Below are 21,220 nucleotides of genomic sequence, written 5' to 3'. Positions count from 1 at the left end.
TGTCAAGGGTTTAGTTGATAAAAAAAATTTATGGAAGAAGCGGACACCAGAGATATCTTGGGGGAAAATGTGGCTAAGTTGGGACTGGCCCAGATCCAGCGTCATCTATTTCTCTGCTGCGATCAGACTAAGCCAAAATGCTGTGACAAGGAAGAAGGGTTAGAAGTGTGGGATTATTTAAAGAAGCGGTTAAGTGAATTACAACTCGATCGCCCCAGCGCGAACCGTCCGGGCTGTATTTTTCGCACTAAAGCCAACTGTTTGCGGGTTTGTAGCCAAGGACCGATTTTATTAGTGTACCCGGAAGGAGTCTGGTATGGAAGGGTCAACAAGGAAGCGATCGAAAGAATTATCCAAGAACACCTAATCGGTAATCAAATCGTCACCGAATATGCTTTCCTTCGCCACGATTTACCGGCAATTTCCCTGAACTGTCCAGAAGAAGAACCCGAAACAATAGAGGAAAACAGCGTTAAAACTAGCTGAAACACAATTAATTAGGGTTTGCGGCAAAAAGTTTTTCGTGGGGGCAGGGTGTGGGGTGTGGGGTGTGGGGTGTAGGGTTTTACCGATTTTGAGGGAGTCAATTACCTAATTTTTAGGGAAAAAGTCCCAGAATTTTCCCCCCAATCACTCCAATGGTCGGCAGTTTTTGAGAGAAAAAAAGTCTAAAAACCTTGTTGGATAAGGTTTTTAGATTTATTCAGGAAACCCTAACTACCTGTTGCATGAGTGCCTGTCGATCCTTTGTCCGTCTCCATTCCCCCAACCCTGCAGCCCGGAAAATAGCGATGAAAGAGACCAACAAAGACAACAAACAACTTTTATTAATCGACGATGACCCAAATTTAATACTTTTGGTGAAGGATTATCTAGAGTTTCGTGGTTATAGGGTGACAACCGCAGAAAACGGTCCCGAGGCCCTGGCAATCCTTGAACGCGGGGCAAATGCTGCCAAAGCAAGGGAAATGCCCGATATGATTATCTGTGATCTGATGATGCCGGAAATGGACGGTTATGCCTTCCTCGAAACAATTCGTCGGGACATTCGTTTTAGTGGCCTTCCCGTGATTTTTCTCTCCTCTAAGGATCAAAGTCAGGACAAGGTGACAGGTTTAACCGCCGGGGCCGATTTTTATATGGTCAAACCCTTTGAACCGGAAGAATTAGTGGCCCGGGTGGAGTCTTCCCTCAAACAAGCGGGCCAGTTGCCGAAACGCAGCACCCGCATCCATTCCCCGGATGTCACCCCTGTTCAGGTTCCGGGTAATGTGGAATTAACCCCAACGGAGTTAAAAGTAGTACAATTGGTCGCCCAGGGTCTGGCTAATCGGGAAATCGCCGCAAAACTCAATGTTAGTCAACGGACAATCGAAAGTCATGTGTCGAATATGCTTCATAAAACCGGTCTTCATAATCGCACGGAATTGACCCAATGGGCGATCGAAAGTAATAAGCTGTTGACTAAGTAGGTAGGCGTTAAAAGTTGTCAGACACCCCCCTTATCAAGCTATCCATTAGTCGGATCTTTCTTAACAAAAAGAGAAGAAACTTAAAAAAAGGGGAAACGATTGATAGGTATAGTTTTGAAAGAAGGAATTAAGGTGGAGGTAAGCAAAAAAATGGAGAAATGGGCAGCCCAAGAATTACAATATGCAGACCTGGGGGACACCAGAAGAAAGAAAAGGTTAATCAGTATCGTAGAAAACTTGGCCAGCCAACCTAGTACAAGTGTGCCACAAGCTTCGGGAAATCTAGCCGCAGCGAGTGCCACCTACGACTTTTGGAATTCCCCCTATTTTCACCCCTCAGATATAATTGCCGCCCAAGCCAAAAGTACAGTAGAAAGAATCAAAGAACATCCAATAGTTTTGGCAGTGCAAGACACAACAAGTTTAGACTTTACGACGCAAAAAGCCAAAAAAGGAATGGGTTATCTAGATTATAAAAAATCCTTTGGTCTCAAAGTTCATACCACCTTAGGAGTGTCAGCGCAAGGAATACCTTTAGGACTGATTAATCAATATGTCTGGGCAAGAGAAGAAAAGAATTTAGGGATTGCCAAGCAAAGAAAAAAAAGAGAAACCGAAGAAAAAGAAAGTCAAAGATGGTTAGAGTCTGTATCAGAAACACAACAACAAATACCCGAAGATATTCAAGTAGTAACAATCGGAGATTGTGAGGCAGACATATTTGATTTATTTGCCCAATCAAGAAGTCCTAACTCTCATTTATTAATCCGAGGAACTCATAACCGAAAAGTTAACTATCTCGAAGACAAGCAAAGGTCAGGGCATCCAGAACCTAAATATTTACATCAATCCATCAGAGAAATAAAAGCCTGTGGTAGCCTAGATGTGCAAGTAAAACGCAATCCTAATCACGAGGCTAGACTAGCTAAACTAACAGTTAGATTTGCCAGTTTTGAAATACAAGTACCTAAGCATCACTCGAAAGCGAACCCTCGTCAACCGGTCAAATTACAGGTAATTTTAGCTGAAGAAGAAAATCCGCGTCCTGGAGTTAATCCTATCAGTTGGCTCCTCTTAACTAGCCTAGACATTAGTAGCTTTGAATCAGCGATAACCTGTGTGCGCTGGTACAGTTATCGCTGGTTGATAGAACGCTATCATTTTGTTTTAAAAAGTGGTTGTGGATTAGAAAAACTGCAATTAGAAACGGGTCGTAGAATTGAGATGGCCTTAGCTACCTATTCAATTGTAGCTTGGAGATTACTCTGGTTAACCTATCAAGCACGCTTACACGGAGAGGAGAGTTGTGAAAGTTTTTTGGAAGAACATGAATGGCAATCTTTGTGTGCCACTATTCATAAAAAGAGTCCGCCACCTGAAAAGCCGCCCTCCTTTCGAGAAGCGGTCAGAATGATTGCTTCTCTTGGGGGGTTTTTAGGTAGAAAAGGTGACGGTGAACCAGGTGTTAAAACTATTTGGTTGGGACTGCGAAGGTTACATGATATCAGCCAGACTTGGAAACTATCTCATCAAATTAGTCCCCCCATAGAACCCCCTTGAGCCATCTTGCACACTTTTCTCTTTTTGTCAAATTTTATGTTAAGAAAGATGTGACTAATGGATAGATCAAGGGGGGCAGGGGGGATCGAACCTAAAATCCATTTTTAATTTAATTATAACCAGCTACTTAGGGTTTGCGGCAAAAAGTAGGGGCGAAGCATTCGGATAGGAAATCTACGGTTTCAGCGATAGGTTATGCCCGAATGCTTCGCCCCGAAGATGCAAGGTTTTGAACCACGATTCTCTCAAAATCTTGCACCTGTGGGAGCGAAACAGGCCACTTAAACCCTTACCTCGTCTATATTTCACATTTATTGAGCAGACCCTATTTACTCAAGATCAGAAAAAAAGAGCCTCTCTTGGCCCTTGGCTGAAAAATGTTCACAATGTCACATTATGGGCGCAAGCGTTGCGCCCCTACATTGCAGCTGCTGTGATTGGTAGGGACCCATAGCGTCGGCCCTTGATTGGGGAGTTAGAACAGGTTTCTCGCCTGTTCTAACCTCTGGCTGACTTAAGCAGGTCTTCCCTCGACCACCTTATCAATTAAACCGTAGGCGACAGCTTCCTCGGCGGAGAGGAAATAATCGCGGTCCGTGTCTTTTTCGATGCGTTCGATGGTTTGTCCGGTGCGATTAGCCATAATTTCGTTTAATTGCTGGCGAATACGCAGGATTTCCTTAGCTTCAATGTCGATATCCGTCGCTTGCCGGCGCCCGGTTCCGCCCATGGGTTGGTGAATCATAATCCGCGCGTGGGGAAGAGCGAGACGCTTACCCGGACTACCAGAAGCCAGTAAAAATGCCCCCATAGAGGCCGCTAATCCCACACAGATAGTCACCACTTCCGCTTTGATGTACTGCATGGTGTCGTAGATGGCCATACCGGCGGTAACGGAACCCCCCGGCGAGTTGATATAGAGATAGATAGGTTTAGTGGGGTCTTCCGAGTCGAGATAAAGCATTTGGGCCACAAGGGCATTGGCTAACCCGTCGGTGACTTCCTGCCCCAAAAAAAGAATGCGTTCCACCGAAAGACGGCTGTAAATGCTAATCCACTGTTCGTATTGGCTACCCGGCAGACGGTAGGGAACTTTTGGCACACCGATAGGCATAATTGGTAACAACTCCTGCTAATTTGTAATAAATCTTAACTAACTTGGGCAAGGGGTTTCGGCAGCTCCTTGCGACTTTCGAGAACGCGATCGATTAATCCGTAGTCTTTCGCCTGTTGTGGGGTGAGATAGAAGGTGCGATCCATATCTTTCGCCAGTTTTTCGGTGGTTTGACCCGTATTTTTCGAGAAAATTTCCAACATCGTCTGTTTATTGGCGATTACCTCCTTGGCACGAATCTGGATATCGGTGGCTTGTCCTTGGGCCCCGGTGCGATTTTGGTTGAGAACAATGGTAGCGTGGGGCAAGGAGGCGCGAAAACCCTTGGTTCCTGCGGAAAGAATCATCGCTGCAGTTCCCATGGCCTGCCCGATACAGATAGTATGAACGGGAGGTTTAATGTAGTTGAGGGTGTCACAGATGGCGAAAGCTTCCGTTTCGTAGCCGATCGCGTCGCCGGTGTACCAGGATGTGCCGGTAGAGTTGATGTAGAAGAAAATCGGTTTTTCGGGATCGTCAAATTGCAGGTAAAGCAGTTGCGCGATAATTAATTCCGTCACGTCCACCCCGATATTGCGCTTGACATCATCGGAGGAAAATAAGGGCAACCCCAGATAGACAATTCTCTCTTTGAGCAGGAGAGATTCTAAGTCCGGTGGTGGTGTCCGATAGGCTGCATCCCCATAATAGGCAGTTTGTACCGCTTTAATCACTGAGTTCATCGAGTTTTTCCGTCATACACAGTATCCTGCTTTTGATTTTAACGTAATCAGGTTGACCGATTGGCAAAAGTGTAGCGGTGGTTTGCCCTCTCCCTGCTTTAACAACTTCTGCTGCTCACCAGTAGTAACAAGCAGATTTCTAGTCGATAATTAGGGCAATTTTCCCCGTCACCGCACCAGTTTCTAGCAATTGATGGGCGCTGCTAGCTGCCGCTAAAGGAAAGGTTTGGGAGAGATGAATAGTTAACTTTTTCTCATCAATTAAACGCGCCCCTTGCCTGAGAATTTCTGTTTGATATTTTTGCGCTTCTGGCAGTCCCATCAAAGCCGGGGTTAACATTAATTCTAAACTAATCCGCAAATTGCGATCGCGGGCTTCTTTCCAGCTGCCCGTAGGTTCCAAAATCGTCACCATATCGCCGTACACGCGCACCGCTCGGCAAGTTTGCCCAAAAGTTGCCCCTCCCACCGTATCAAAAGCGACATCTACCCCTTTCCCTGCGGTTTCTTCAAGTATCGCCGCGACAAAATCGGTTTGTTTGTATAAAATCGGGTAATCTGCCCCTAATTGCCGCACTAAACGCTCTTTATCGCTATTTCCCACCGTTGTATAAACTTTAGCCCCCCTCAGTTTCGCCAATTGAATCGCAACATGACCAACACCCCCGGCCCCGCCATGGATCAGGACGCTTTGTCCCGATTGCAGACGAGCGCGATCGTAGAGTGCTTCCCAAGCGGTGATTAAAACCAAAGGTACAGCGGCCGCCTCGGCAAAAGAAAGAGATTTCGGCTTGTGGGCTAGATAATCCGCCTCGATCAGGGCATATTCGGCATAATTTCCCGTGCCGGCCTTGCCCAGTCCGCCGCTACAAAAGTACACTTCATCCCCGGGGCGAAAATCCGGCACCGCCGCCCCAACGGCCTCGACAATTCCCGCCCCGTCACAGCCCAAAATCGCTGGCATTTGCTCGGGATAAAAAGTGCCGCGTTTACGAATTTTTGTATCAATAGGGTTGACACCAGCGGCTTTTAATGCTACTAAAACCTGATGCGGTTGACTAATATTCGGGGTGGGGACTTGCTGAAGCTGCAGGACATCCACGGCGGTCATGAGGATAGCTTTCATTCTATCTATTCGGGATTAACCCACATTAACGTCTGGCCAAATTCCACTGGTTCACCGTTAGCGACGGCGATTTCGACGATTTGCCCAGCTACTTCCGCTTCGATTTCGTTCATCAACTTCATCGCTTCGATGATACAGACCGTTTGTCCGACACGGATCCGATCGTTTTTTTCCACGAAAGACGGTTCATCGGGAGCGGGAGCGCGATAAAAAGTGCCGACCATGGGAGAGGTAATCGCCAGCCATTTTTTATCAATAGCGGCGGCCACGGGTTCGGGGGTGGGAGTTTCTGGGGCCGGGGTGGTACCGGCGGCTACCACTGGAGGGGCGACCGGGGCTGTCACCACCGGCAAGGGAGCGGGGAGAGAACCAAGGACGGTATTAACGGTTCCTTTGCGGATATTTAGCTCCAAATCTGCACTTTTTAGGCTAAATTCACTGATATCCGTGGCTGCCAATGTTTTGATCAGTTCTCGAATTTCGTTGTAATCAATAGTCACCGCTCTGAAATCCCCCCGCAAATAAAAAGCAACAAATCCAAATTCGCACCCACCAAACCGTCGATTTTTGACATCTAGCGGCTAAGTTTTGGGAAACAGGCTAGAGAAAACTGGCTTTAGTCCTAAATCCGTCCCTAAGACCTCATTTCTGGGCTTCTGATCACAATTATTCCCGTCCCAGATAGGAACCATCCCTGGTGTCCACTTTAATCCTTTCACCGATGGAAATAAACAGGGGAACCATCACCTGCGCTCCCGTTTCTACGATCGCCGGTTTCGTGCCACCGGTGGCCGTATCTCCCTTGACTCCCGGATCTGTATCGGTGATTTCCAAGATTACCGAGGTGGGCAATTCTACCTCTAATACTTGCTCATTCCAAAAGAGAATATTGACTTCCATTCCTTCCTTCAGATACTTGGCTCGATCGCCCATTTGTGCTGGGGTGAGAGTTGCTTCCTCAAAAGTCTCCATGTCCATGAAGACAAACTGATCGCCTTCTTTGTAGGTGTGCTGCATGGTGCGCTTTTCGATCGTGGCTGAGGGCAAGGTTTCCCCGGCCCGGAACGTCCGTTCTACCACGTTGCCCGTCTGGACATTTTTTAACTTGGTTCGCACGAAGGCCGATCCCTTACCCGGTTTGACGTGCAGGAATTCCACCACCCGCCAGACAGAGCCATCGATCTGGATGGTTGTGCCACTCCGAAAGTCGTTACTCGAAATCATGAAATGCTGTTTAGGCCAAGAAAGATCAACATTCCATTTTACATACTCGCCGTACCGAAAAAAACTTTTTTATGGGAATTGGTCTGAATCGAAGCGCGGTGAACTAACCTAGGGGCAGCAGCTAAAAGTAAGTTAGAATTAATTGACTGACTGACATCTGAGAAGCGATATCAACCATGACGGGTGTGGACTTACAGCAATTATTACTAGAAAAATGGGGTCGTTCCTACGATATCCAGCTACGACGCATCAAAGATAAGGTTCATGTCCAGGTAATGTGGAAATATCTCGAACAAGCTTCTTTTCCCCTCTCCGAGTCTGAATATCTGGAACATCTCAATGCGATCGCCAATTATCTCCACGAATGGGGTGGTGTTAGTCAATTTCAAGCTTTTATCCGCGAAACCCGCGAGCGTCCCCGTCTCGGTAAAGCGGTTAGTCTGCCCCTAGATCTGGGTGAAAGGGCATCGGAATGGCTGATCAGTGATCAGTGATCAGTTATTACAATTACATTATCGAAATTTGTGGGTATTACTCGAATATACTAGCATTACTGGGATTATTGGATTTTACTAACATTGAGAATACTTAAACCAGGGAGTTGAATTAATTCAAAGAAGATAGAGGGGAATGATTGAAAGAGTTGATAAAAAATCGTGTCAGTTTTCATGCTTTTATTCTAAAAGGCGATCGCTTTTTTTATGTCCCTTTTTGTATAGCTCTAACCTGTTCAACCTCTAACCCTAAGGCGGATGCGACTTGCTCAACGCTTAACCCTAAGGCTAACAAACGAGGGACTGCCTCTAATGCTTTGTTTAGTCTGCCTTCCTGACGCGCTTCCTCGCGCACATCTTGAAAATACTGAGTTTGTTTTAATTCATCTAAACTAAACATAGTTTCTATACTTTAGACGTTCATAATCTGAGATTTATTAAACTTCTGAAATCGTAGAGTCAGCAAGGAATCCAGTTCTTTTTTATGTTTCAGATGGGCATCATTCAGACATTCATAAATGGCTGAAGAAAAGTCAGAAAAGTTTTCATAATATTTACCATGTAAACATTTCTTTTTGACAAATTTCCACAGCCTTTCAATTAAATTTAGATTAGGCGAATAAGACGGCAGATAGAGTAGCTCTATTGACAAAGAAAGAGCCAATTCTTCAACAATTTTACATTTCTGATAGCGGGCATTATCTAAGACTAGAGTGATGGGAATCATTAGTCCTAAAGCAGCTATTTTTTCAAGAAGTTCACAGACTTGAGTTGCCGTAATATAAGTGTCATTAGTAACTAGAATAACTTCATGAGTTATTGCATTTAATGCTCCTAAAACATTGAAGCGTTTACGCCCGCTCGGTGACTTAACAAAAAGTCTCTCAAAACACCAAACAAAACCGAGAAATGCTCCCATGACGAAGTGAGCGGCATCAACAAAAAAAACAGCCCTTTTTCCTTCTTTAGCCTCATTTAGTCTGGGTTCTAGCTTTTTTTCTTTGTAGTCTTCTTGTTCATCTGGGTCAGCTTTAGAAGGAAGAGAACCTATTTTTAAACATTTCATTCCCAAGGATTTTAAGAATTTCCTCACTTGGGTAGGACTTCGTTTTATCCCTGTCAATTCTTCTATTCTATATACAGCTTCATTTATTGTGGCTGGTGGATTTTTCTCGAAATATTTTTTGAGTGTTTCTCTTTGAGACTCTAATTCACTTTTAGGGCGATAGAAGTTGATTTCTTTTAATTTTTCTATTCCGCCCTCTTGATAATCTCGAAGATAGGTTAATAAGGTATTTGGCGAGATTCCTGCTAACTGACAAATTTTTTTGTGCGGTATCTTTTGGCTTTTTAACCAGAGAACTTCCATCTTCAGTTGAACCCGGGGATGAGGATGATGAAATCTTTCATAATACAGTGAGTTCTTTTCTTCTTCCGTGAATTCTAGGTTAATCATGTTTTTAATGAGTGCTTTGCTTCTAATTATGACTCTTGAACTATATTATTGTCTTTGAGTAAAAAATGCAAGTTATAACCGTGCAAAGTATATCTCCCGACGATAGGATTAACAGGACTTCCTAGACATAAGGACAGAAGGAGATTATCTCCCTTTTTGTATAGCTCTAACCTGTTCAACCTCTAATTCTAAGGCGGATGCGACTTGCTCAACGCTTAACCCTAAAGCTAACAAACGAGGAACAGCCTCTAGTGCTTTGTTTAGTCTGCCTTGCTCAATGCCTTCCTGACGACCTTCCTGACGACCTTCCTGACGACCTTCCTGACGCGCTTCCTCGCGCACATCTTGAAAATACTGAGTTTGTTTTAATTCATCTAAACTAAACATAGTTTCTATCTCCCGACGATTGAGAAGTGGTAACTTATAAACGAGAATCGTCTCTATTAATTGTAAGAGTTCTTGGGGTTTTTGGTCGGGGGTTAATTCTTCTCTCACTCTTTGGATTAATTTTCGGGTGCTATCAATCGCTTTTGCTTTAGATAGGGTGATTAATTGGACTGTGGCTAAACCAATCGAAGTTTGAGGAATGTTTTCTAATTCATTCAGATAAATCCGTCTCACTCGCTCGCAGTTGAGGAGTTCCCGATAGCGTTGAACTTTATCGGTTTCTACTTGAGGGTTAGGATAGACAATCACACCCCGCCAATCATTGGTTAAGTCAGTTTTACTGAGATATAAGAATATTTCAGTGAAAAAGCGCTGATAAAAAGCCTCATCTTCTTGAAATTGTACCTCACAGAAGTAGATAGGAGTCTGGGGGTGATTATTTTGAGGCAGAAAGACTCCATCGAGACGAAAGGAAAGTTGTTTGACTTCCACTGAGTCAAAGCGGTAGTTATTGGCTTCGGTGATGGGGAGTTGAATTAATTCAAAGAAGATAGAGGGGAAAGATTGAAAGAGTTGATAAAAAATCGTGTCAGTTTTCATGCTCTTATTTTACAAGGCGATCGCATTTTTTATGTCCCGTTTTGTATAGCTCTAACCTGTTTAACCTCTAACTCTAACGCGGATGCGACTTGCTCAACACTTAACCCTAGGGCTAACAAACGAGGGACCGCCTCTAATGCTTTGTTTAGTCTGCCTTCCTGACGACCTTCCTGACGACCTTCCTGACGCGCTTCCTCGCGCACATCTTGAAAATACTGAGTCTGTTTTAATTCATCTAAACTAAACATAGTTTCTATCTCCCGACGATTGAGAAGTGGTAACTTATAAACGAGAATCGTCTCTATTAATTGTAGGAGTTCTTGCGGTTTTTGGTCGGGGGTTAATTCTTGCCGCACTCTTTGGATTAATTTTCGGGTGCTATCAATCGCTTTTGCTTTAGATAGGGTGATTAATTGGACTGTGGCTAAACCAATCGAAGTTTGAGGAATGTTTTCTAATTCATTCAGATAAATCCGTCTCACTCGCTCGCAGTTGAGGAGTTCCCGATAGCGTTGAACTTTATCGGTTTCTACTTGAGGGTTAGGATAGACAATCACACCCCGCCAATCATTGGTTAAGTCAGTTTTACTGAGATATAAGAATATTTCAGTGAAAAAGCGCTGATAAAAAGCCTCATCTTCTTGAAATTGTACCTCACAGAAGTGGATAGGAGTCTGGGGGTGATTATTTTGAGGCAGAAAGACTCCATCGAGACGAAAGGAAAGTTGTTTGACTTCCACTGAGTCAAAGCGGTAGTTATTGGCTTCGGTGATGGGGAGTTGAATTAATTCAAAGAAGATAGAGGGGAATGATTGAAAGAGTTGATAAAAAATCGTGTCAGTTTTCATGCTTTTATTTCTTCATCCGCGCTTGTTCTTAAACCGCATCAACGGACTCATTAAATGATCGCAAAATCGAGACGATCCGATCAGCTTCCTGATCATTAAACATCCCATCTAGACCTTCGGGATGGTTATCAGTAAAAGGAGGCTCGTAGAGCGCCCCCGGATTGATAACTCCGTTTTTAGCGAGCATATCGATGATATTTTCGATAAAACGGATTTGATTGGCCGAGAAGTTTGTCCCCTGCAAATAACGGGCAAAAGCTTGTTTAGCCGCTTGGCGTGCCGCTACGCGGATCCCTGCGGGATCAAGTCCGACGATTTCCAGGATCAGGAGCTTGAGGCTTTTTGTCTGGCCAAAGACCTCCTCAAAACGCTGACGGCTCTCAATTTCTGCGGCCGAAAATAGCATCTCCTCTAGGGCAGATAAATCCGTCTCCGTTAGGGGGATATTGCGCCGCAACTTAGCGATCGCAAGGTGATCCTGATGCTCACGGATATAGGCCTCCACTTTCCGGCGATACTGTTCGCGACTAAAACCGGTCTGATGGGTGGGAATATCGACAATCTGCACCTCCCCCATCTCATCGACAAAATCGGTGATCACGATCTGCTGCTTTTGGCGATCAATAAACTTGACCATATCCCGGACACGCACCCGAATCCCCTCCACCATTGACGGCGTTGCTCTGATCCACCAGCTTTCGTCCTGCACCTCGCGAATAAAGTCTAATTGCCCCTTAATCATCGGGATATCGGGCTTAGTCTCCAGTTGACCGAGAATATCCCGCACTTTGTCCCGCAATCGCTCATAACTACGGTCGGCCTTGAGAATGGCTAATTGCAGTTTCACACAGAGAAGGTCGAATTCCTTGGCCAGGGGATCCTCATTGGGCAGACTATTGGGTAAACCGGCCAAGGAGTCGGCAATGGTGGCCGCGTCCTCCTGACTCAGGTTGTTCCAACGCTGGCGCTGACTAAAGGTCTCCACCTGCGGCAAGCGACGACGCACGAGGAAATTATCCCGGGGCATGGTGGCGATATGTTGATGGAGTGCATCGAGCAAACTCGTGTATAGGTCGCCGGATCGATCGACTTTGTAAGTAGAGGACTGCTCTCTTGCCCTAGGTGTCGCGCTTGGCTTGGAGGGAGCGAGACGGGTTGCCAACTCGAGGCGATGTTTAACTAGGCGACTGGTGAGGCTTTCGCGTATTTTCTGGCTTGTTTCATCGATATCCTGCTCGAAATACTCGAAATTCCCGCAGAGGTCGAAGACCAGAAACTCGGTTTTATGGTTGCCAGGCCCAAACAAATCCTGACAGAGACGGGTCCCGCGCCCGATCATCTGATTGAACTTCACCCGGGAGAATACGGGCTTAAAAAAGACCAAATTAACCACTTCCGGCACATCTACGCCGGTATCGAGCATATCCACCGAGACGGCCAAAATCGGTTCTTTGTTGACTTCGCTGAAGTCATCGAGCAGACTCTGGGCGTAATTGTCGTGACTGTCAATAATTTTGGCGAAATGACCTTTGTAGTGAGGATAGTTACTGTTAAAGCGATCGCAGATACATTGGGCGTGTCGGTGATTACGGGCAAAAATAATCGTTTTACCCAATCGATCGCCACTGTTGACCTTTAGCCCCCGTTGCATCAATAATTCTAATGCTTGATCCACGGTGTCGATATTGAACAACCAGTCATTAAAGGCAGCTGCGTTAATTGCCTGCGGTAGTTCGCCGCTTTCCTCGTCCCGGAACTTCTCCTCGTAGTCTAGCTGCTCCTGTGGGGTTAGATCGCTGTATTTAACCCCAGTACGCAGAAACTTAAACGGCACAGTAACGCCCTTGGGGGGGACGAGGTGGCCATCCCTAACGGCATCATTTAACTCGTAGGCGAAGGTAGGCACGCCCTGGGGTAGCTGGAAAATGCGGTAGGTGTCCCGGTCTATTTCCGAGCGCGGCGTGGCAGTTAGCCCCACCAGCAGGGCATCGAAATAATCGAATATTTCGCCGTATTTCTGATAAATGGAGCGATGGGCTTCATCGACGATCACTAGGTCAAAATAACCCACTCCAAAGATTCGCCCCTCTGCATCCATGCGATCGATGGCGTTGAGCATGGTTTGATAGGTGGAGAAGATGACGTTAGCCCCCGTCACTTCCTTGCTGCGGGTCAGATGCAGGACGGTAACGCTGGGTAGATGACGCTGAAAGGCTCGATAGGCTTGCTTTAATAGGGCATTGCGATCGGCCAGAAACAGGACTCGGTTTACCCAATTGGCACTCTTGAGCAGTTCCACTAATGCGATCGCAGTTCGGGTTTTGCCGGTTCCCGTGGCCATAACCAACAGGGACTTACGGGCGCACTTTTCTTCAAAAGTTTCGGTAATGCGGCGGATGGCCTCTTTCTGGTAGGGACGGCCGACGATATCCTCGTTAATGGCGGTGTTGCTGAGGCGTTTACGGTGGTAACGGCGGAAAATTAGCCGTTCTAGCTCGGTTTTTCGCAGGAAACCGAGGACGGGACGGGGGGGATAGGCGAGATCATCCCAGAGATAGGTTTCATAGCCGTTGCTGTAGAAAATAACGGGGCGTTGGTTGTAGTTTTTTTCTAAGCAGTCGGCGTAGAGTTTGGCCTGATCTTGTCCGCTGTCGGGGCTTTTGCTGCTGCGTTTTGCCTCCACGAGGGCGAGGGGTTTGCCGTCATCACCCCAGAGTACATAATCGACGAAACCGCGCCCAGTATCTCCGGGCTTTTGGATGGGCATCCCCCACACCTCGAACTCTGTGGCGTTGGGGGCTTTGGTATCCCAGCCGGCCTCTTGGAGTAGTACATCGATCAGGTAGCGGCGGGTGTCGGCTTCGTTGTAGTCGTGCTGGTCAGCGATCGCTCGATTTTGGGCAAGGAGGGCATCCCGTTCGGCCCTAGCGGCTGCCAGTTCGGCCTCGGTTTGGCGCTGTTTTGCTTCGGCCAATTGGCGCAGGGCATCGCTTTGGGACAGGCGTTTTTCGAGGTCTTGCAGTTGTTTGGGAGCGGGGGGTGCGGCCGGGGGTATCTTCTGGCGATCAAAGCTAATATCGCCCAATTTTCGCCCATTCTGCCCATAGTAGCGCACCAGCCAGTAGGTGAGATGAAATAGTTCCTCGATCAGGTGCAGGGAGTCCCGTTCACTGATGGGGCTGCCATGGTGGGCGGCGTTGTTGCCGACTTTGTGGATGGTGCGAATTTTGCCGAAAAGTCCTGGTTTAAGGTTATCTTTAAAGGTTTGCTCGTGGATAAGAGCGCCTAGGCTATTGTCCCGGGGCGGTTGCAGGTAGGGGTCGTTTTCATAGAGCCAGCAGACCATTTGTTCTAGGACAAAACGGGTATAGAAGCAACTGGCCCGGGGGTTACTGAAGACTAATCCCTCCGCTTGGCTGGCATGATCGTAGATTGTCGGGAATTGATCTCGCAGGAAGGAGAAGTTTGAATCCATATTGCGCTCCCCAGTCTATAACTTTATTATTCCCAAAGTTTTGGCTATCTCTATATTTTACCTGATTATTGTTTAACAATTGTATAAATTCTTTGAAGTCTTGGTTCAGCATTATATTTATATTGGTGGTATTGTTGGCGAATTTGTTCTAACGCTTCTAATCGTTTTTGATAGGATTGTTTTTGCCAATAGTTAAAGTCATTATTTTGCTTTTTGATGTTAACTTTGTTAATTACTTTTTCCATTATTTTACTCCAAATGTTGCCAATTTAAAAACAGCAAGTTCGGTTATTGGCTCTCCTAGGTTTGGTGGGTAAAATGTATTCTAAGATACATTTCTCCTAGCGAGGGGGTGGAACGAACCACAAAGACACAAAGGACACAAAGATCGATCAATCCTATATAATTTAAACTTATCACACAAAGTCGAGAAGAGCCGGTTATTTTATCTAGGGTTTTCCCTAGTGACAGTGTGAGATGATAGGAATCTTGGTTAATTGTCCAACGGTCTTTTTTAATGGCATTTCCCACAAGATTATGGCAGTAATCCGCCGGCTGCCATGGCTACAGTTCCCCCCTAAATGCTCTTTGTAAAAGGGAATTAAAGAGATTTTCGGATTCTTTATTTTCTAATTTCGTTCGATTTGTTGCAATTTTTCGCAAAAAAATCTCAAATTTATCTTGCAGTTCCTTTGGAGGAAGATAAAATTCTATTTTCTTTATTTCACTTTGTCCAATGGTGGACATCGTTACTGTATTTGCTTTAGCAATAATCTGTTTCCTGAGTCCAGGAAAACGCAAAAGGTAGTTCAGAAAGATGCTATTAACTTTTCTTTGGTTCAGGCTGACTCGAATAATGTGACACTCAAAAAGTGCTGAAAAATCCATGCCATCGAAAACATTGTTAAAGCCAATACCCTCACGATTTAAAGAAGATCGACAAAAAAGAATATCACCTTTTGTTAATCCAAACTTTTTCACTTCTTCATCTGTTGGCGTTAAAGTCCTACTTTCAGAACAATCGATAGTGTAACCACTAAAGAGTTCCTTTACCCAAACAACGGGTGTGTCCCCACCATATTCGTGATTTTTCTTAAAAATGCCATTATTTAGTTGGCCGACAACAAGACTACCTAGTTTAACAATCTCCCACCCTTTCGGATTAGTAACAGGATCACCGAACATCTCTAGAAAAGTTGATCGCAATAACTCCTCAGTCAACCGAATTGCCTCTTTGCGCTTGCGTCGCACCCCATCCGCTTTATCCAAAATTGCCGCAATTCTTCGCTGTTCTTCGAGGGGTGGGAGGGGGATTTCTAGTTTCTCGACAATAGATTTGGATATATTCTGTTGCGTTACTCCTCGTCCTTGAAACTCCAAAGTAGCCTTTATGCTAGTTAACCATAGCCTTAAGTAGTTAATATCTAAATGTTCTTTGTCTTTAATTTGTATTCCTAAAATTGCTTGATTACATGATATATCACGCCCTGCAATTGCTAATTTTCCAATAGAGCCATACATTGCCAGTAAAATACTCCCTTTTGGGAAAATTCGATTATTGATAGCCTGTAATCCTTCAACTGTTATGTATTCTTCAGTATCTACAACAATTCCATTTTCAGTATCTAAATCTGCGATTTTTGCCCAAGGTATATTACCGCCATAATATTTATTGTTGCTACGGCGAGGAGTTCCCCCACTATGCAAGATACAAATCTTACCCAGAGGTAATATCGGAAATACAGTAGATTTCTTCATCCCAACATCTCCTTTAATGCGTGTAAAACCTGATCAATCTTATTTTCAAACATAAATCAAACATCCTTTCGGTTGACTAAAGCGGTGGGTTACGACGGATTGTTAGATTGACTTTAACGCCTAGATTGTTGCCGTCTAACCCACCCTACTATAAACTCTTCTCCCCCCTTTTTAAGGGGGGTTGGGGGGGATCGGATGGCAGTGTGGCAAGCAAATCTAAGCGCGCTGCTTCCGGTGTCCCCGGAGGTACTTCCAGAAGCGACTCAATCTCCAGTAAAGCGGCCTCATACTCGGATTCGGTTTTGAGAGGATGTAGGTCTAATGGCTGTAGATTTTTCATCTCCTAATCTCCTAACATCTCCTCTAATGCGTCCAAATCCTGACGAATATCAGCCTCTAAATCTCTTAACTTCTGTAAAATCACCTTCGGCGGCTCATAGCTCACTTCCTCGTACTCTATCTCCTTATAGCGGTTAATTGATAGATCATAAGCATTGGCCTGAATCTCCTCGCGAGGCACAAAAAACGCCTTTGCTTGGCGATTGGTATCCTTAGCGGAGTCGCGTTGCTGCCAACAGCGCAGCAAGTCCGGGATATCATTATCGGCAATCGGTTGGCGCTTATCATCGAGAGAGAAACCATCCGCCACCATGTCATAAAACCAAACGAAGTCAGTCCCCTTTTCCCTTACCCCCAGCTTCGTAAAAATCAGGATTGCGGTAGATACCCCCGCGTAAGGTTTAAACACCCCCGACGGCATCGATATCACCCCCTCTAGCTTATGTTCTTCTACCAAGATGGTGCGGATGTCCTTATGGGCCTTGGACGAGCCAAATAGCACCCCATCCGGCACAATTACCGCACCTTTTCCCCCCGTCTTCAGCAAGCGCAAAAACAGGGCCATGAATAATAACTCGGTTTTAGTGGTGTCGATGATTTTCGATAAATCCTTGGCAATAGTGGACTTCTCCAGCGAACCCTTAAACGGTGGATTAGCCAGAATCATGGTAAAACTATCCTCTACCCCGGCGTGATCCTCCGATAGGGAATCCCGGGCCTCGATAATCGGCTGCTCGATACCATGTAACATCAGGTTCATGCTGCCGATGCGTAACATCGTCCCATCGAAATCAAAACCGTGGAACATTTGGTTATTGAAATGCTCTAGGTTGCCGCGTTCATGGAGCAAACGTCCCCCCTCACTGTCCTTTAACTCCCGCACATACTCGGCAGCCGCCACTAAAAAGCCTCCTGTGCCACAGGCCGGATCACAGATAACCTCCCGGGGTCCCGGTGCTAATAACTCCACCATCATTTTGATAATATGGCGCGGTGTGCGAAACTGTCCGTTAGTCCCGGCTGTACTCAGTTTCGAGAGCATATACTCGTAAAGGTCTCCCTTGGTGTCCCGATCCTCCATGGGGATTTTTTCAATTTGCTCGATTACCGTGGCCAGCAGGGCCGGGGAGGCGATGAGAAACACCGCGTCCTTCATGTGTTTAGCGTAGGTGCTACCCTTAGAAAACTGTCCCAGATCTTTGATAAAGGGAAACGCTTCATCCCGGACAATCTGGAGCATTGTCTCGGCATCATCGAGATTTTTGAAGTGGGACCAACGGATATGCTGTTGGCTGAGGGTAAAGGTGGGATTTTCGAGGTTTTCGCCTAATCGTTGGGATTTACGCTCCTTAGCTAGTTCTAGGTCATCTAGGCGCTTGATGAAGAGTAAATAGGAAATCTGCTCGATTACCGAAAGCGGGTTACTAATGCCGTTATTCCAGAAGGTTGTCCAAAGTTTATCTATTTTTGATTTTAATTCGCCGGTGATCATCGCTGTTTACTCGTTCACTGCTTTTAATATTGCAGTAATATTGTACTGAAAATCGGGGGATCTCTTAGGTTTTCTGGGTAAAATATATTCTAAGTAGCTGGTTATAATTGAATTAAAGATGGATTTTAGGTTCGATCCCCCCTGCCCCCCTTGATAAGGGGAGTGCCGATCCCCCCTTAGTCCCCCCTTGATAAGGGGGGCATCTGATAATTTTTAACGCCTACCTACTTAAAACTGGCGAGGAGGTGGAACAAACCACAAAGACACAAAGGACACAAAGATTGATCGCTCCTATATAAGTTCAAGTTATCAAACAATTATGAAAGGAATTAACTTTGTGATTAATGAAAAAGGGGAAAAGAAAGCTGTTCTCATTGACTTAGAAGAATGGGGAGAGCTTTGGGAAGACTTTTCTGATATTTTAGTCTCTCGTAGTCGAGAAAATGAATCAGAAATTTCTTGGGATGAATTAAAACAAGAATTAGAAACAGAAAATACATTCGATGAGTAATTATCAAATTCGATTGAAAACCTCTGCGGCTAAAGAATTTAAAAAATTACCTTCTTCGATTAGGCAACGGGTGAGTGACAGTCTTGAGAAATTACAGCAAGATCCCCGTCCCTCTGGTGTTGTAAAACTAAAAGGAGAAGATAAAATGTATCGGCTTCGTGTTGGTGATTACCGCATTGTTTACACAATAGAGGATAATGATAAAATAATAAAGGTTACTAGAATCGGACACCGACAAGATGTTTATCAAGAATAAAAAATTAAAATGCCCATGTAAGCTAAGACGCATTTTAACCGCCTATCCTTAGATTAGCTGAATCTCCCCCAACCGAACCCTATTCCACCGTGACACTTTTGGCTAAATTGCGCGGCTGATCCACGTCTAAACCGCGACGGGCTGCGATATGATAGGAGAGCAATTGTAGGGGAATTACTGTTAAAATTGGCGATAATAATTCCTCAATTTCCGGCACATACAACAAATCATTAAAGACTTTTGGTGCTTCCGTATCGCTGTCAGCAACTACTCCCAATAACCGCGCATCCCTTGCTTTTGCTTCCTGTGCATTGGAGAGAACCTTATCATAAACTATCCCCGGCATCGCAATCGCTACTACGGGAACTTTTGCATCTAAAAGCGCAATTGGTCCGTGTTTCATTTCTCCGGCGGGATAGCCTTCCGCATGAATATAACTGATTTCTTTGAGTTTTAAGGCCCCTTCTAAAGCGATGGGGAAATTAATCCCCCGTCCCAAGAAAATAAAGTCCTGGGTGTCATTAAATTCATGGGCCAATTCTTCGATCGCTTTTTCCTGTGTTTCTAAGACAGTTTCGATCGATCTTGGCAGCGATCGCATTTGATTAATAATTTCCTCGATTCTCTCTAAAGACAGAGTTTGACGACGATAGGATAAATCCAAAGCTAAGAGATAAAAACCCAATAACTGGGCGGTAAAACTCTTAGTTGCCGCCACCCCGATTTCGATCCCCGCTTGGGTATTAATAATCTGATCGACCATTTGTGCTAGGGTACTTTCGGGGCGATTAGTAATCCCGATAATCCGGGCCTGATATTTTTTTTCTAATCCTAAACGACGCTGTTTTTCCGTTTCCAAAGCCGCTAAAGTGTCGGCTGTTTCCCCCGATTGTGTCACCCCGATAGTTAAAGTATTGGGCATCAGGGGGGTGGGTGCATAGCGAAATTCCGAGGCGTACTGTACCCTTGTGGGAATACCCGCCAACTGCTCAATCAAGTATTTACCCACTAAACTAGCGTGCCAACTGGTCCCACAGGCTAAAATCTGAATATGTTCTAAATTTTCGTAAATTTCCTCAGAAAAATTAAGATTTATCGGGTTGACATTATCCCCATTTTGTGCTGTCCAATGGGGATGCAGATAGGTCCCTAAACAGTCGCGCACCACTCCTGGTTGTTCGTGGATTTCCTTGAGCATGAAGTGACGATAGCCCTGTTTTTCTACGTTGGTCGGACTCCAATCGAGGACTCTGGGGCTTTTACGGACTCTTTTCCCTTCAAAATTATAAATTTCTACTCCCAAGGGTGTTAACCGAGCGATTTCGCCATTATCCAAGGACAGCACTGCCCGGGTATGGGGAACCAAAGCACTAACATCGGAGGCACAGAAAAACTCCCCTTGACCGAAACCGATGATTAAAGGGGCGTGTTGCCGCACGACAATCAATTCATCGGGATAATCGGGACTAATCACCCCTAGGGCAAAAGCACCCTCTAAACGTTCGATCGCCCTTAAAACTGCCTTGAGGAAAGGACTCACCCCTAAGTCTTCTTCATCGGTAGGTTTGGGTAGATAACTGGCGATTAGATGGGGAATAACTTCTGTGTCGGTTTCCGAGTCAAATATGCAGCCTTTCCCCTTTAATTCTGTTCTTAATGCCTGAAAATTTTCGACAATGCCATTCTGTACCACTGCCACCCGTTGACTGTTATCGGTGTGGGGATGGGCATTACTTTCTATGGGTTTGCCGTGGGTTGCCCAACGGGTGTGACCGATGCCAATTTGGGAGGGATTAACTTCCTGTTCTAATTTTTCTCGCAGATTGTAGAGTTTTCCCTGGGCGCGGACTCGATGTAATTCACCTTCGAGAATTGTGGCAATCCCTGCCGAATCATAACCCCGATATTCTAAACGTTCCAATCCAGCTAGGAGAATATCGATCGCTGTTTGGGTTCCGATATAGCCAACAATTCCGCACATTCTTTCGCTGACCCCATTTAGGCTAAGTCCAATCTATTCTATCGCAAGCGTGGCGCTTGTTTGCTTAGAAGCTCAAGACGCAGGGGCAAGGGTAAAGTTTCCCTTCTAGGAGATTGGGCTGTGGGGAGAGGGGAGAATAAATACAAGCAATATAGATCACTCAGCAGCACACTTTGTTCTTTTTGTCAAAAAAACTTTCTCTTTGCAACAAAACTACACAATTAATTGATCAACGGGTTGGCTGAAAAAAGGCTCTTTAACTGCCATTTATTGCTGTTGCTGAATAGGTGAGTGTAGATTTAGCAAGGGTTTTCAGGATCAACAGACAGCTAAAAACCCCAAAAAGCACAGAGGAACCCATCATTTCATACTGCGAAATTATACTATAATCGCTGGAAGTATTGC

The 21,220-nt window shown here is 45.3% G+C and carries 21 protein-coding genes and 1 pseudogene; 6 read left to right on the top strand and 16 right to left on the bottom strand.

The features are described from left to right. Nucleotides 1–30: 30 nt before the first annotated feature. The 3 genes from ACQY1X_RS06480 (at nucleotide 31) to ACQY1X_RS06470 (ending at nucleotide 3,032) form a co-directional block, all read left to right on the top strand. The gene (locus ACQY1X_RS06480; RefSeq protein ID WP_036402182.1) at nucleotides 31–486 is read left to right on the top strand and encodes a (2Fe-2S) ferredoxin domain-containing protein; all 456 of its coding nucleotides are present in this window, start codon (nucleotides 31–33) and stop codon (nucleotides 484–486) included. Between the two features lie 305 nt (nucleotides 487–791). Continuing rightward, on the top strand, nucleotides 792–1,472 hold the full coding sequence (locus tag ACQY1X_RS06475; RefSeq protein WP_430014204.1) for a response regulator transcription factor: 681 nt from the start codon (nucleotides 792–794) through the stop codon (nucleotides 1,470–1,472). 150 nt (nucleotides 1,473–1,622) lie between these two features. Beyond that, on the top strand, nucleotides 1,623–3,032 hold the full coding sequence (locus tag ACQY1X_RS06470; protein WP_430014668.1) for an IS4-like element ISMae7 family transposase: 1,410 nt from the start codon (nucleotides 1,623–1,625) through the stop codon (nucleotides 3,030–3,032). A gap of 514 nt (nucleotides 3,033–3,546) precedes the next feature. Here the strand turns inward: ACQY1X_RS06470 and ACQY1X_RS06465 are convergent. From ACQY1X_RS06465 to efp, 5 genes are all read right to left on the bottom strand, one after another. Further along, nucleotides 3,547–4,146 carry an ATP-dependent Clp protease proteolytic subunit gene (locus ACQY1X_RS06465; protein WP_002734165.1) on the bottom strand — a complete coding sequence of 200 codons (600 nt, stop codon included), beginning with the start codon at nucleotides 4,144–4,146 and terminating at the stop codon, nucleotides 3,547–3,549. A gap of 35 nt (nucleotides 4,147–4,181) precedes the next feature. After that, nucleotides 4,182–4,868: an ATP-dependent Clp protease proteolytic subunit gene (locus ACQY1X_RS06460; RefSeq protein WP_002733425.1), complete on the bottom strand. Its 687-nt coding sequence runs from the start codon at nucleotides 4,866–4,868 to the stop codon at nucleotides 4,182–4,184. 139 nt (nucleotides 4,869–5,007) lie between these two features. Continuing rightward, nucleotides 5,008–5,994, bottom strand: coding sequence for a zinc-dependent alcohol dehydrogenase family protein (locus ACQY1X_RS06455; RefSeq protein ID WP_430015494.1), 987 nt, complete (start codon nucleotides 5,992–5,994; stop codon nucleotides 5,008–5,010). Between the two features lie 5 nt (nucleotides 5,995–5,999). Next, the gene (gene accB / locus ACQY1X_RS06450) at nucleotides 6,000–6,494 is read right to left on the bottom strand and encodes an acetyl-CoA carboxylase biotin carboxyl carrier protein (RefSeq protein WP_002733878.1); all 495 of its coding nucleotides are present in this window, start codon (nucleotides 6,492–6,494) and stop codon (nucleotides 6,000–6,002) included. Between the two features lie 166 nt (nucleotides 6,495–6,660). Next, the gene (gene efp / locus ACQY1X_RS06445) at nucleotides 6,661–7,218 is read right to left on the bottom strand and encodes an elongation factor P (RefSeq protein ID WP_002732990.1); all 558 of its coding nucleotides are present in this window, start codon (nucleotides 7,216–7,218) and stop codon (nucleotides 6,661–6,663) included. 176 nt (nucleotides 7,219–7,394) lie between these two features. Between efp and ACQY1X_RS06440 the strand changes: the two genes are divergently transcribed. Further along, on the top strand, nucleotides 7,395–7,712 hold the full coding sequence (locus ACQY1X_RS06440) for a DUF3067 family protein (RefSeq protein ID WP_002732720.1): 318 nt from the start codon (nucleotides 7,395–7,397) through the stop codon (nucleotides 7,710–7,712). Nucleotides 7,713–7,777: 65 nt separating this feature from the next. Here ACQY1X_RS06440 and ACQY1X_RS06435 read toward each other — a convergent pair whose 3' ends face one another. The 10 genes and pseudogenes from ACQY1X_RS06435 to ACQY1X_RS06390 all read right to left on the bottom strand — a co-directional run bounded on the left by ACQY1X_RS06435 (nucleotide 7,778) and on the right by ACQY1X_RS06390 (nucleotide 18,067). Then, nucleotides 7,778–7,888, bottom strand: a complete 111-nt coding sequence (locus ACQY1X_RS06435) for an Rpn family recombination-promoting nuclease/putative transposase (protein ID WP_223210947.1) — start codon at nucleotides 7,886–7,888, stop codon at nucleotides 7,778–7,780. Nucleotides 7,889–7,917: 29 nt separating this feature from the next. Then, nucleotides 7,918–8,121: pseudogene (locus ACQY1X_RS06430) on the bottom strand (Rpn family recombination-promoting nuclease/putative transposase); the annotation flags it as partial. A 3-nt stretch (nucleotides 8,122–8,124) separates the two neighbouring features. After that, nucleotides 8,125–9,168, bottom strand: coding sequence for an IS630 family transposase (locus ACQY1X_RS06425; protein ID WP_069474877.1), 1,044 nt, complete (start codon nucleotides 9,166–9,168; stop codon nucleotides 8,125–8,127). A 144-nt stretch (nucleotides 9,169–9,312) separates the two neighbouring features. Continuing rightward, nucleotides 9,313–10,155, bottom strand: a complete 843-nt coding sequence (locus ACQY1X_RS06420) for an Rpn family recombination-promoting nuclease/putative transposase (protein WP_430014201.1) — start codon at nucleotides 10,153–10,155, stop codon at nucleotides 9,313–9,315. Between the two features lie 29 nt (nucleotides 10,156–10,184). Next, the gene (locus ACQY1X_RS06415; protein WP_430015493.1) at nucleotides 10,185–11,003 is read right to left on the bottom strand and encodes an Rpn family recombination-promoting nuclease/putative transposase; all 819 of its coding nucleotides are present in this window, start codon (nucleotides 11,001–11,003) and stop codon (nucleotides 10,185–10,187) included. Between the two features lie 28 nt (nucleotides 11,004–11,031). Continuing rightward, nucleotides 11,032–14,478 (bottom strand): DEAD/DEAH box helicase family protein, encoded by a 3,447-nt coding sequence (locus ACQY1X_RS06410; RefSeq protein WP_430015492.1) that lies wholly within the window; start codon nucleotides 14,476–14,478, stop codon nucleotides 11,032–11,034. 65 nt (nucleotides 14,479–14,543) lie between these two features. Next, nucleotides 14,544–14,723, bottom strand: coding sequence for a hypothetical protein (locus ACQY1X_RS06405; RefSeq protein ID WP_002746635.1), 180 nt, complete (start codon nucleotides 14,721–14,723; stop codon nucleotides 14,544–14,546). Nucleotides 14,724–15,042: 319 nt separating this feature from the next. Further along, nucleotides 15,043–16,236, bottom strand: coding sequence for a restriction endonuclease subunit S (locus tag ACQY1X_RS06400; protein ID WP_271938933.1), 1,194 nt, complete (start codon nucleotides 16,234–16,236; stop codon nucleotides 15,043–15,045). A 148-nt stretch (nucleotides 16,237–16,384) separates the two neighbouring features. Continuing rightward, complete coding sequence (locus tag ACQY1X_RS06395; RefSeq protein WP_311131730.1) at nucleotides 16,385–16,576, bottom strand: hypothetical protein; 192 nt, start codon at nucleotides 16,574–16,576, stop codon at nucleotides 16,385–16,387. Between the two features lie 3 nt (nucleotides 16,577–16,579). Next, nucleotides 16,580–18,067, bottom strand: a complete 1,488-nt coding sequence (locus ACQY1X_RS06390) for a type I restriction-modification system subunit M (protein WP_430014198.1) — start codon at nucleotides 18,065–18,067, stop codon at nucleotides 16,580–16,582. Nucleotides 18,068–18,386: 319 nt separating this feature from the next. Here ACQY1X_RS06390 and ACQY1X_RS06385 point away from each other — a divergent pair, with 319 nt between their 5' ends. Both ACQY1X_RS06385 and ACQY1X_RS06380 read left to right on the top strand, forming a co-directional pair. Then, nucleotides 18,387–18,578 (top strand): hypothetical protein, encoded by a 192-nt coding sequence (locus ACQY1X_RS06385; protein WP_002734734.1) that lies wholly within the window; start codon nucleotides 18,387–18,389, stop codon nucleotides 18,576–18,578. Next, the gene (locus ACQY1X_RS06380) at nucleotides 18,571–18,834 is read left to right on the top strand and encodes a type II toxin-antitoxin system RelE family toxin (RefSeq protein ID WP_002733564.1); all 264 of its coding nucleotides are present in this window, start codon (nucleotides 18,571–18,573) and stop codon (nucleotides 18,832–18,834) included. The genes ACQY1X_RS06385 and ACQY1X_RS06380 overlap by 8 nt, the downstream gene beginning before the upstream one ends. A 79-nt stretch (nucleotides 18,835–18,913) precedes the next feature. Here the strand turns inward: ACQY1X_RS06380 and glmS are convergent, their stop codons facing one another. Next, nucleotides 18,914–20,815, bottom strand: coding sequence for a glutamine--fructose-6-phosphate transaminase (isomerizing) (gene glmS, locus ACQY1X_RS06375; RefSeq protein ID WP_430014197.1), 1,902 nt, complete (start codon nucleotides 20,813–20,815; stop codon nucleotides 18,914–18,916). Nucleotides 20,816–21,220 lie beyond the last annotated feature (405 nt).

Source organism: Microcystis protocystis FBCC-A270 (genome assembly GCF_050500235.1).
GTDB lineage: Bacteria > Cyanobacteriota > Cyanobacteriia > Cyanobacteriales > Microcystaceae > Microcystis > Microcystis ichthyoblabe_A.
This window is presented reverse-complemented; position numbering and strand designations above follow the sequence as displayed.

What these genes read in the sequence shown, in the direction of transcription:
- ACQY1X_RS06385 (WP_002734734.1), top strand. Translation starts at nt 18,387, where the DNA reads ATGAAAGGAATTAACTTTGTGATTAATGAAAAAGGGGAAAAGAAAGCT.
- ACQY1X_RS06415 (WP_430015493.1), bottom strand. Translation starts at nt 11,003, where the DNA reads ATGAAAACTGACACGATTTTTTATCAACTCTTTCAATCATTCCCCTCT.
- ACQY1X_RS06480 (WP_036402182.1), top strand. Translation starts at nt 31, where the DNA reads ATGGAAGAAGCGGACACCAGAGATATCTTGGGGGAAAATGTGGCTAAG.
- ACQY1X_RS06405 (WP_002746635.1), bottom strand. Translation starts at nt 14,723, where the DNA reads ATGGAAAAAGTAATTAACAAAGTTAACATCAAAAAGCAAAATAATGAC.
- ACQY1X_RS06475 (WP_430014204.1), top strand. Translation starts at nt 792, where the DNA reads ATGAAAGAGACCAACAAAGACAACAAACAACTTTTATTAATCGACGAT.
- ACQY1X_RS06400 (WP_271938933.1), bottom strand. Translation starts at nt 16,236, where the DNA reads ATGAAGAAATCTACTGTATTTCCGATATTACCTCTGGGTAAGATTTGT.
- ACQY1X_RS06425 (WP_069474877.1), bottom strand. Translation starts at nt 9,168, where the DNA reads ATGATTAACCTAGAATTCACGGAAGAAGAAAAGAACTCACTGTATTAT.
- ACQY1X_RS06380 (WP_002733564.1), top strand. Translation starts at nt 18,571, where the DNA reads ATGAGTAATTATCAAATTCGATTGAAAACCTCTGCGGCTAAAGAATTT.
- efp (WP_002732990.1), bottom strand. Translation starts at nt 7,218, where the DNA reads ATGATTTCGAGTAACGACTTTCGGAGTGGCACAACCATCCAGATCGAT.
- ACQY1X_RS06410 (WP_430015492.1), bottom strand. Translation starts at nt 14,478, where the DNA reads ATGGATTCAAACTTCTCCTTCCTGCGAGATCAATTCCCGACAATCTAC.
- ACQY1X_RS06455 (WP_430015494.1), bottom strand. Translation starts at nt 5,994, where the DNA reads ATGAAAGCTATCCTCATGACCGCCGTGGATGTCCTGCAGCTTCAGCAA.
- ACQY1X_RS06435 (WP_223210947.1), bottom strand. Translation starts at nt 7,888, where the DNA reads ATGAAAACTGACACGATTTTTTATCAACTCTTTCAATCATTCCCCTCT.
- ACQY1X_RS06395 (WP_311131730.1), bottom strand. Translation starts at nt 16,576, where the DNA reads ATGAAAAATCTACAGCCATTAGACCTACATCCTCTCAAAACCGAATCC.
- ACQY1X_RS06465 (WP_002734165.1), bottom strand. Translation starts at nt 4,146, where the DNA reads ATGCCTATCGGTGTGCCAAAAGTTCCCTACCGTCTGCCGGGTAGCCAA.
- ACQY1X_RS06470 (WP_430014668.1), top strand. Translation starts at nt 1,623, where the DNA reads ATGGAGAAATGGGCAGCCCAAGAATTACAATATGCAGACCTGGGGGAC.
- ACQY1X_RS06390 (WP_430014198.1), bottom strand. Translation starts at nt 18,067, where the DNA reads ATGATCACCGGCGAATTAAAATCAAAAATAGATAAACTTTGGACAACC.
- glmS (WP_430014197.1), bottom strand. Translation starts at nt 20,815, where the DNA reads ATGTGCGGAATTGTTGGCTATATCGGAACCCAAACAGCGATCGATATT.
- ACQY1X_RS06460 (WP_002733425.1), bottom strand. Translation starts at nt 4,868, where the DNA reads ATGAACTCAGTGATTAAAGCGGTACAAACTGCCTATTATGGGGATGCA.
- ACQY1X_RS06420 (WP_430014201.1), bottom strand. Translation starts at nt 10,155, where the DNA reads ATGAAAACTGACACGATTTTTTATCAACTCTTTCAATCTTTCCCCTCT.
- ACQY1X_RS06440 (WP_002732720.1), top strand. Translation starts at nt 7,395, where the DNA reads ATGACGGGTGTGGACTTACAGCAATTATTACTAGAAAAATGGGGTCGT.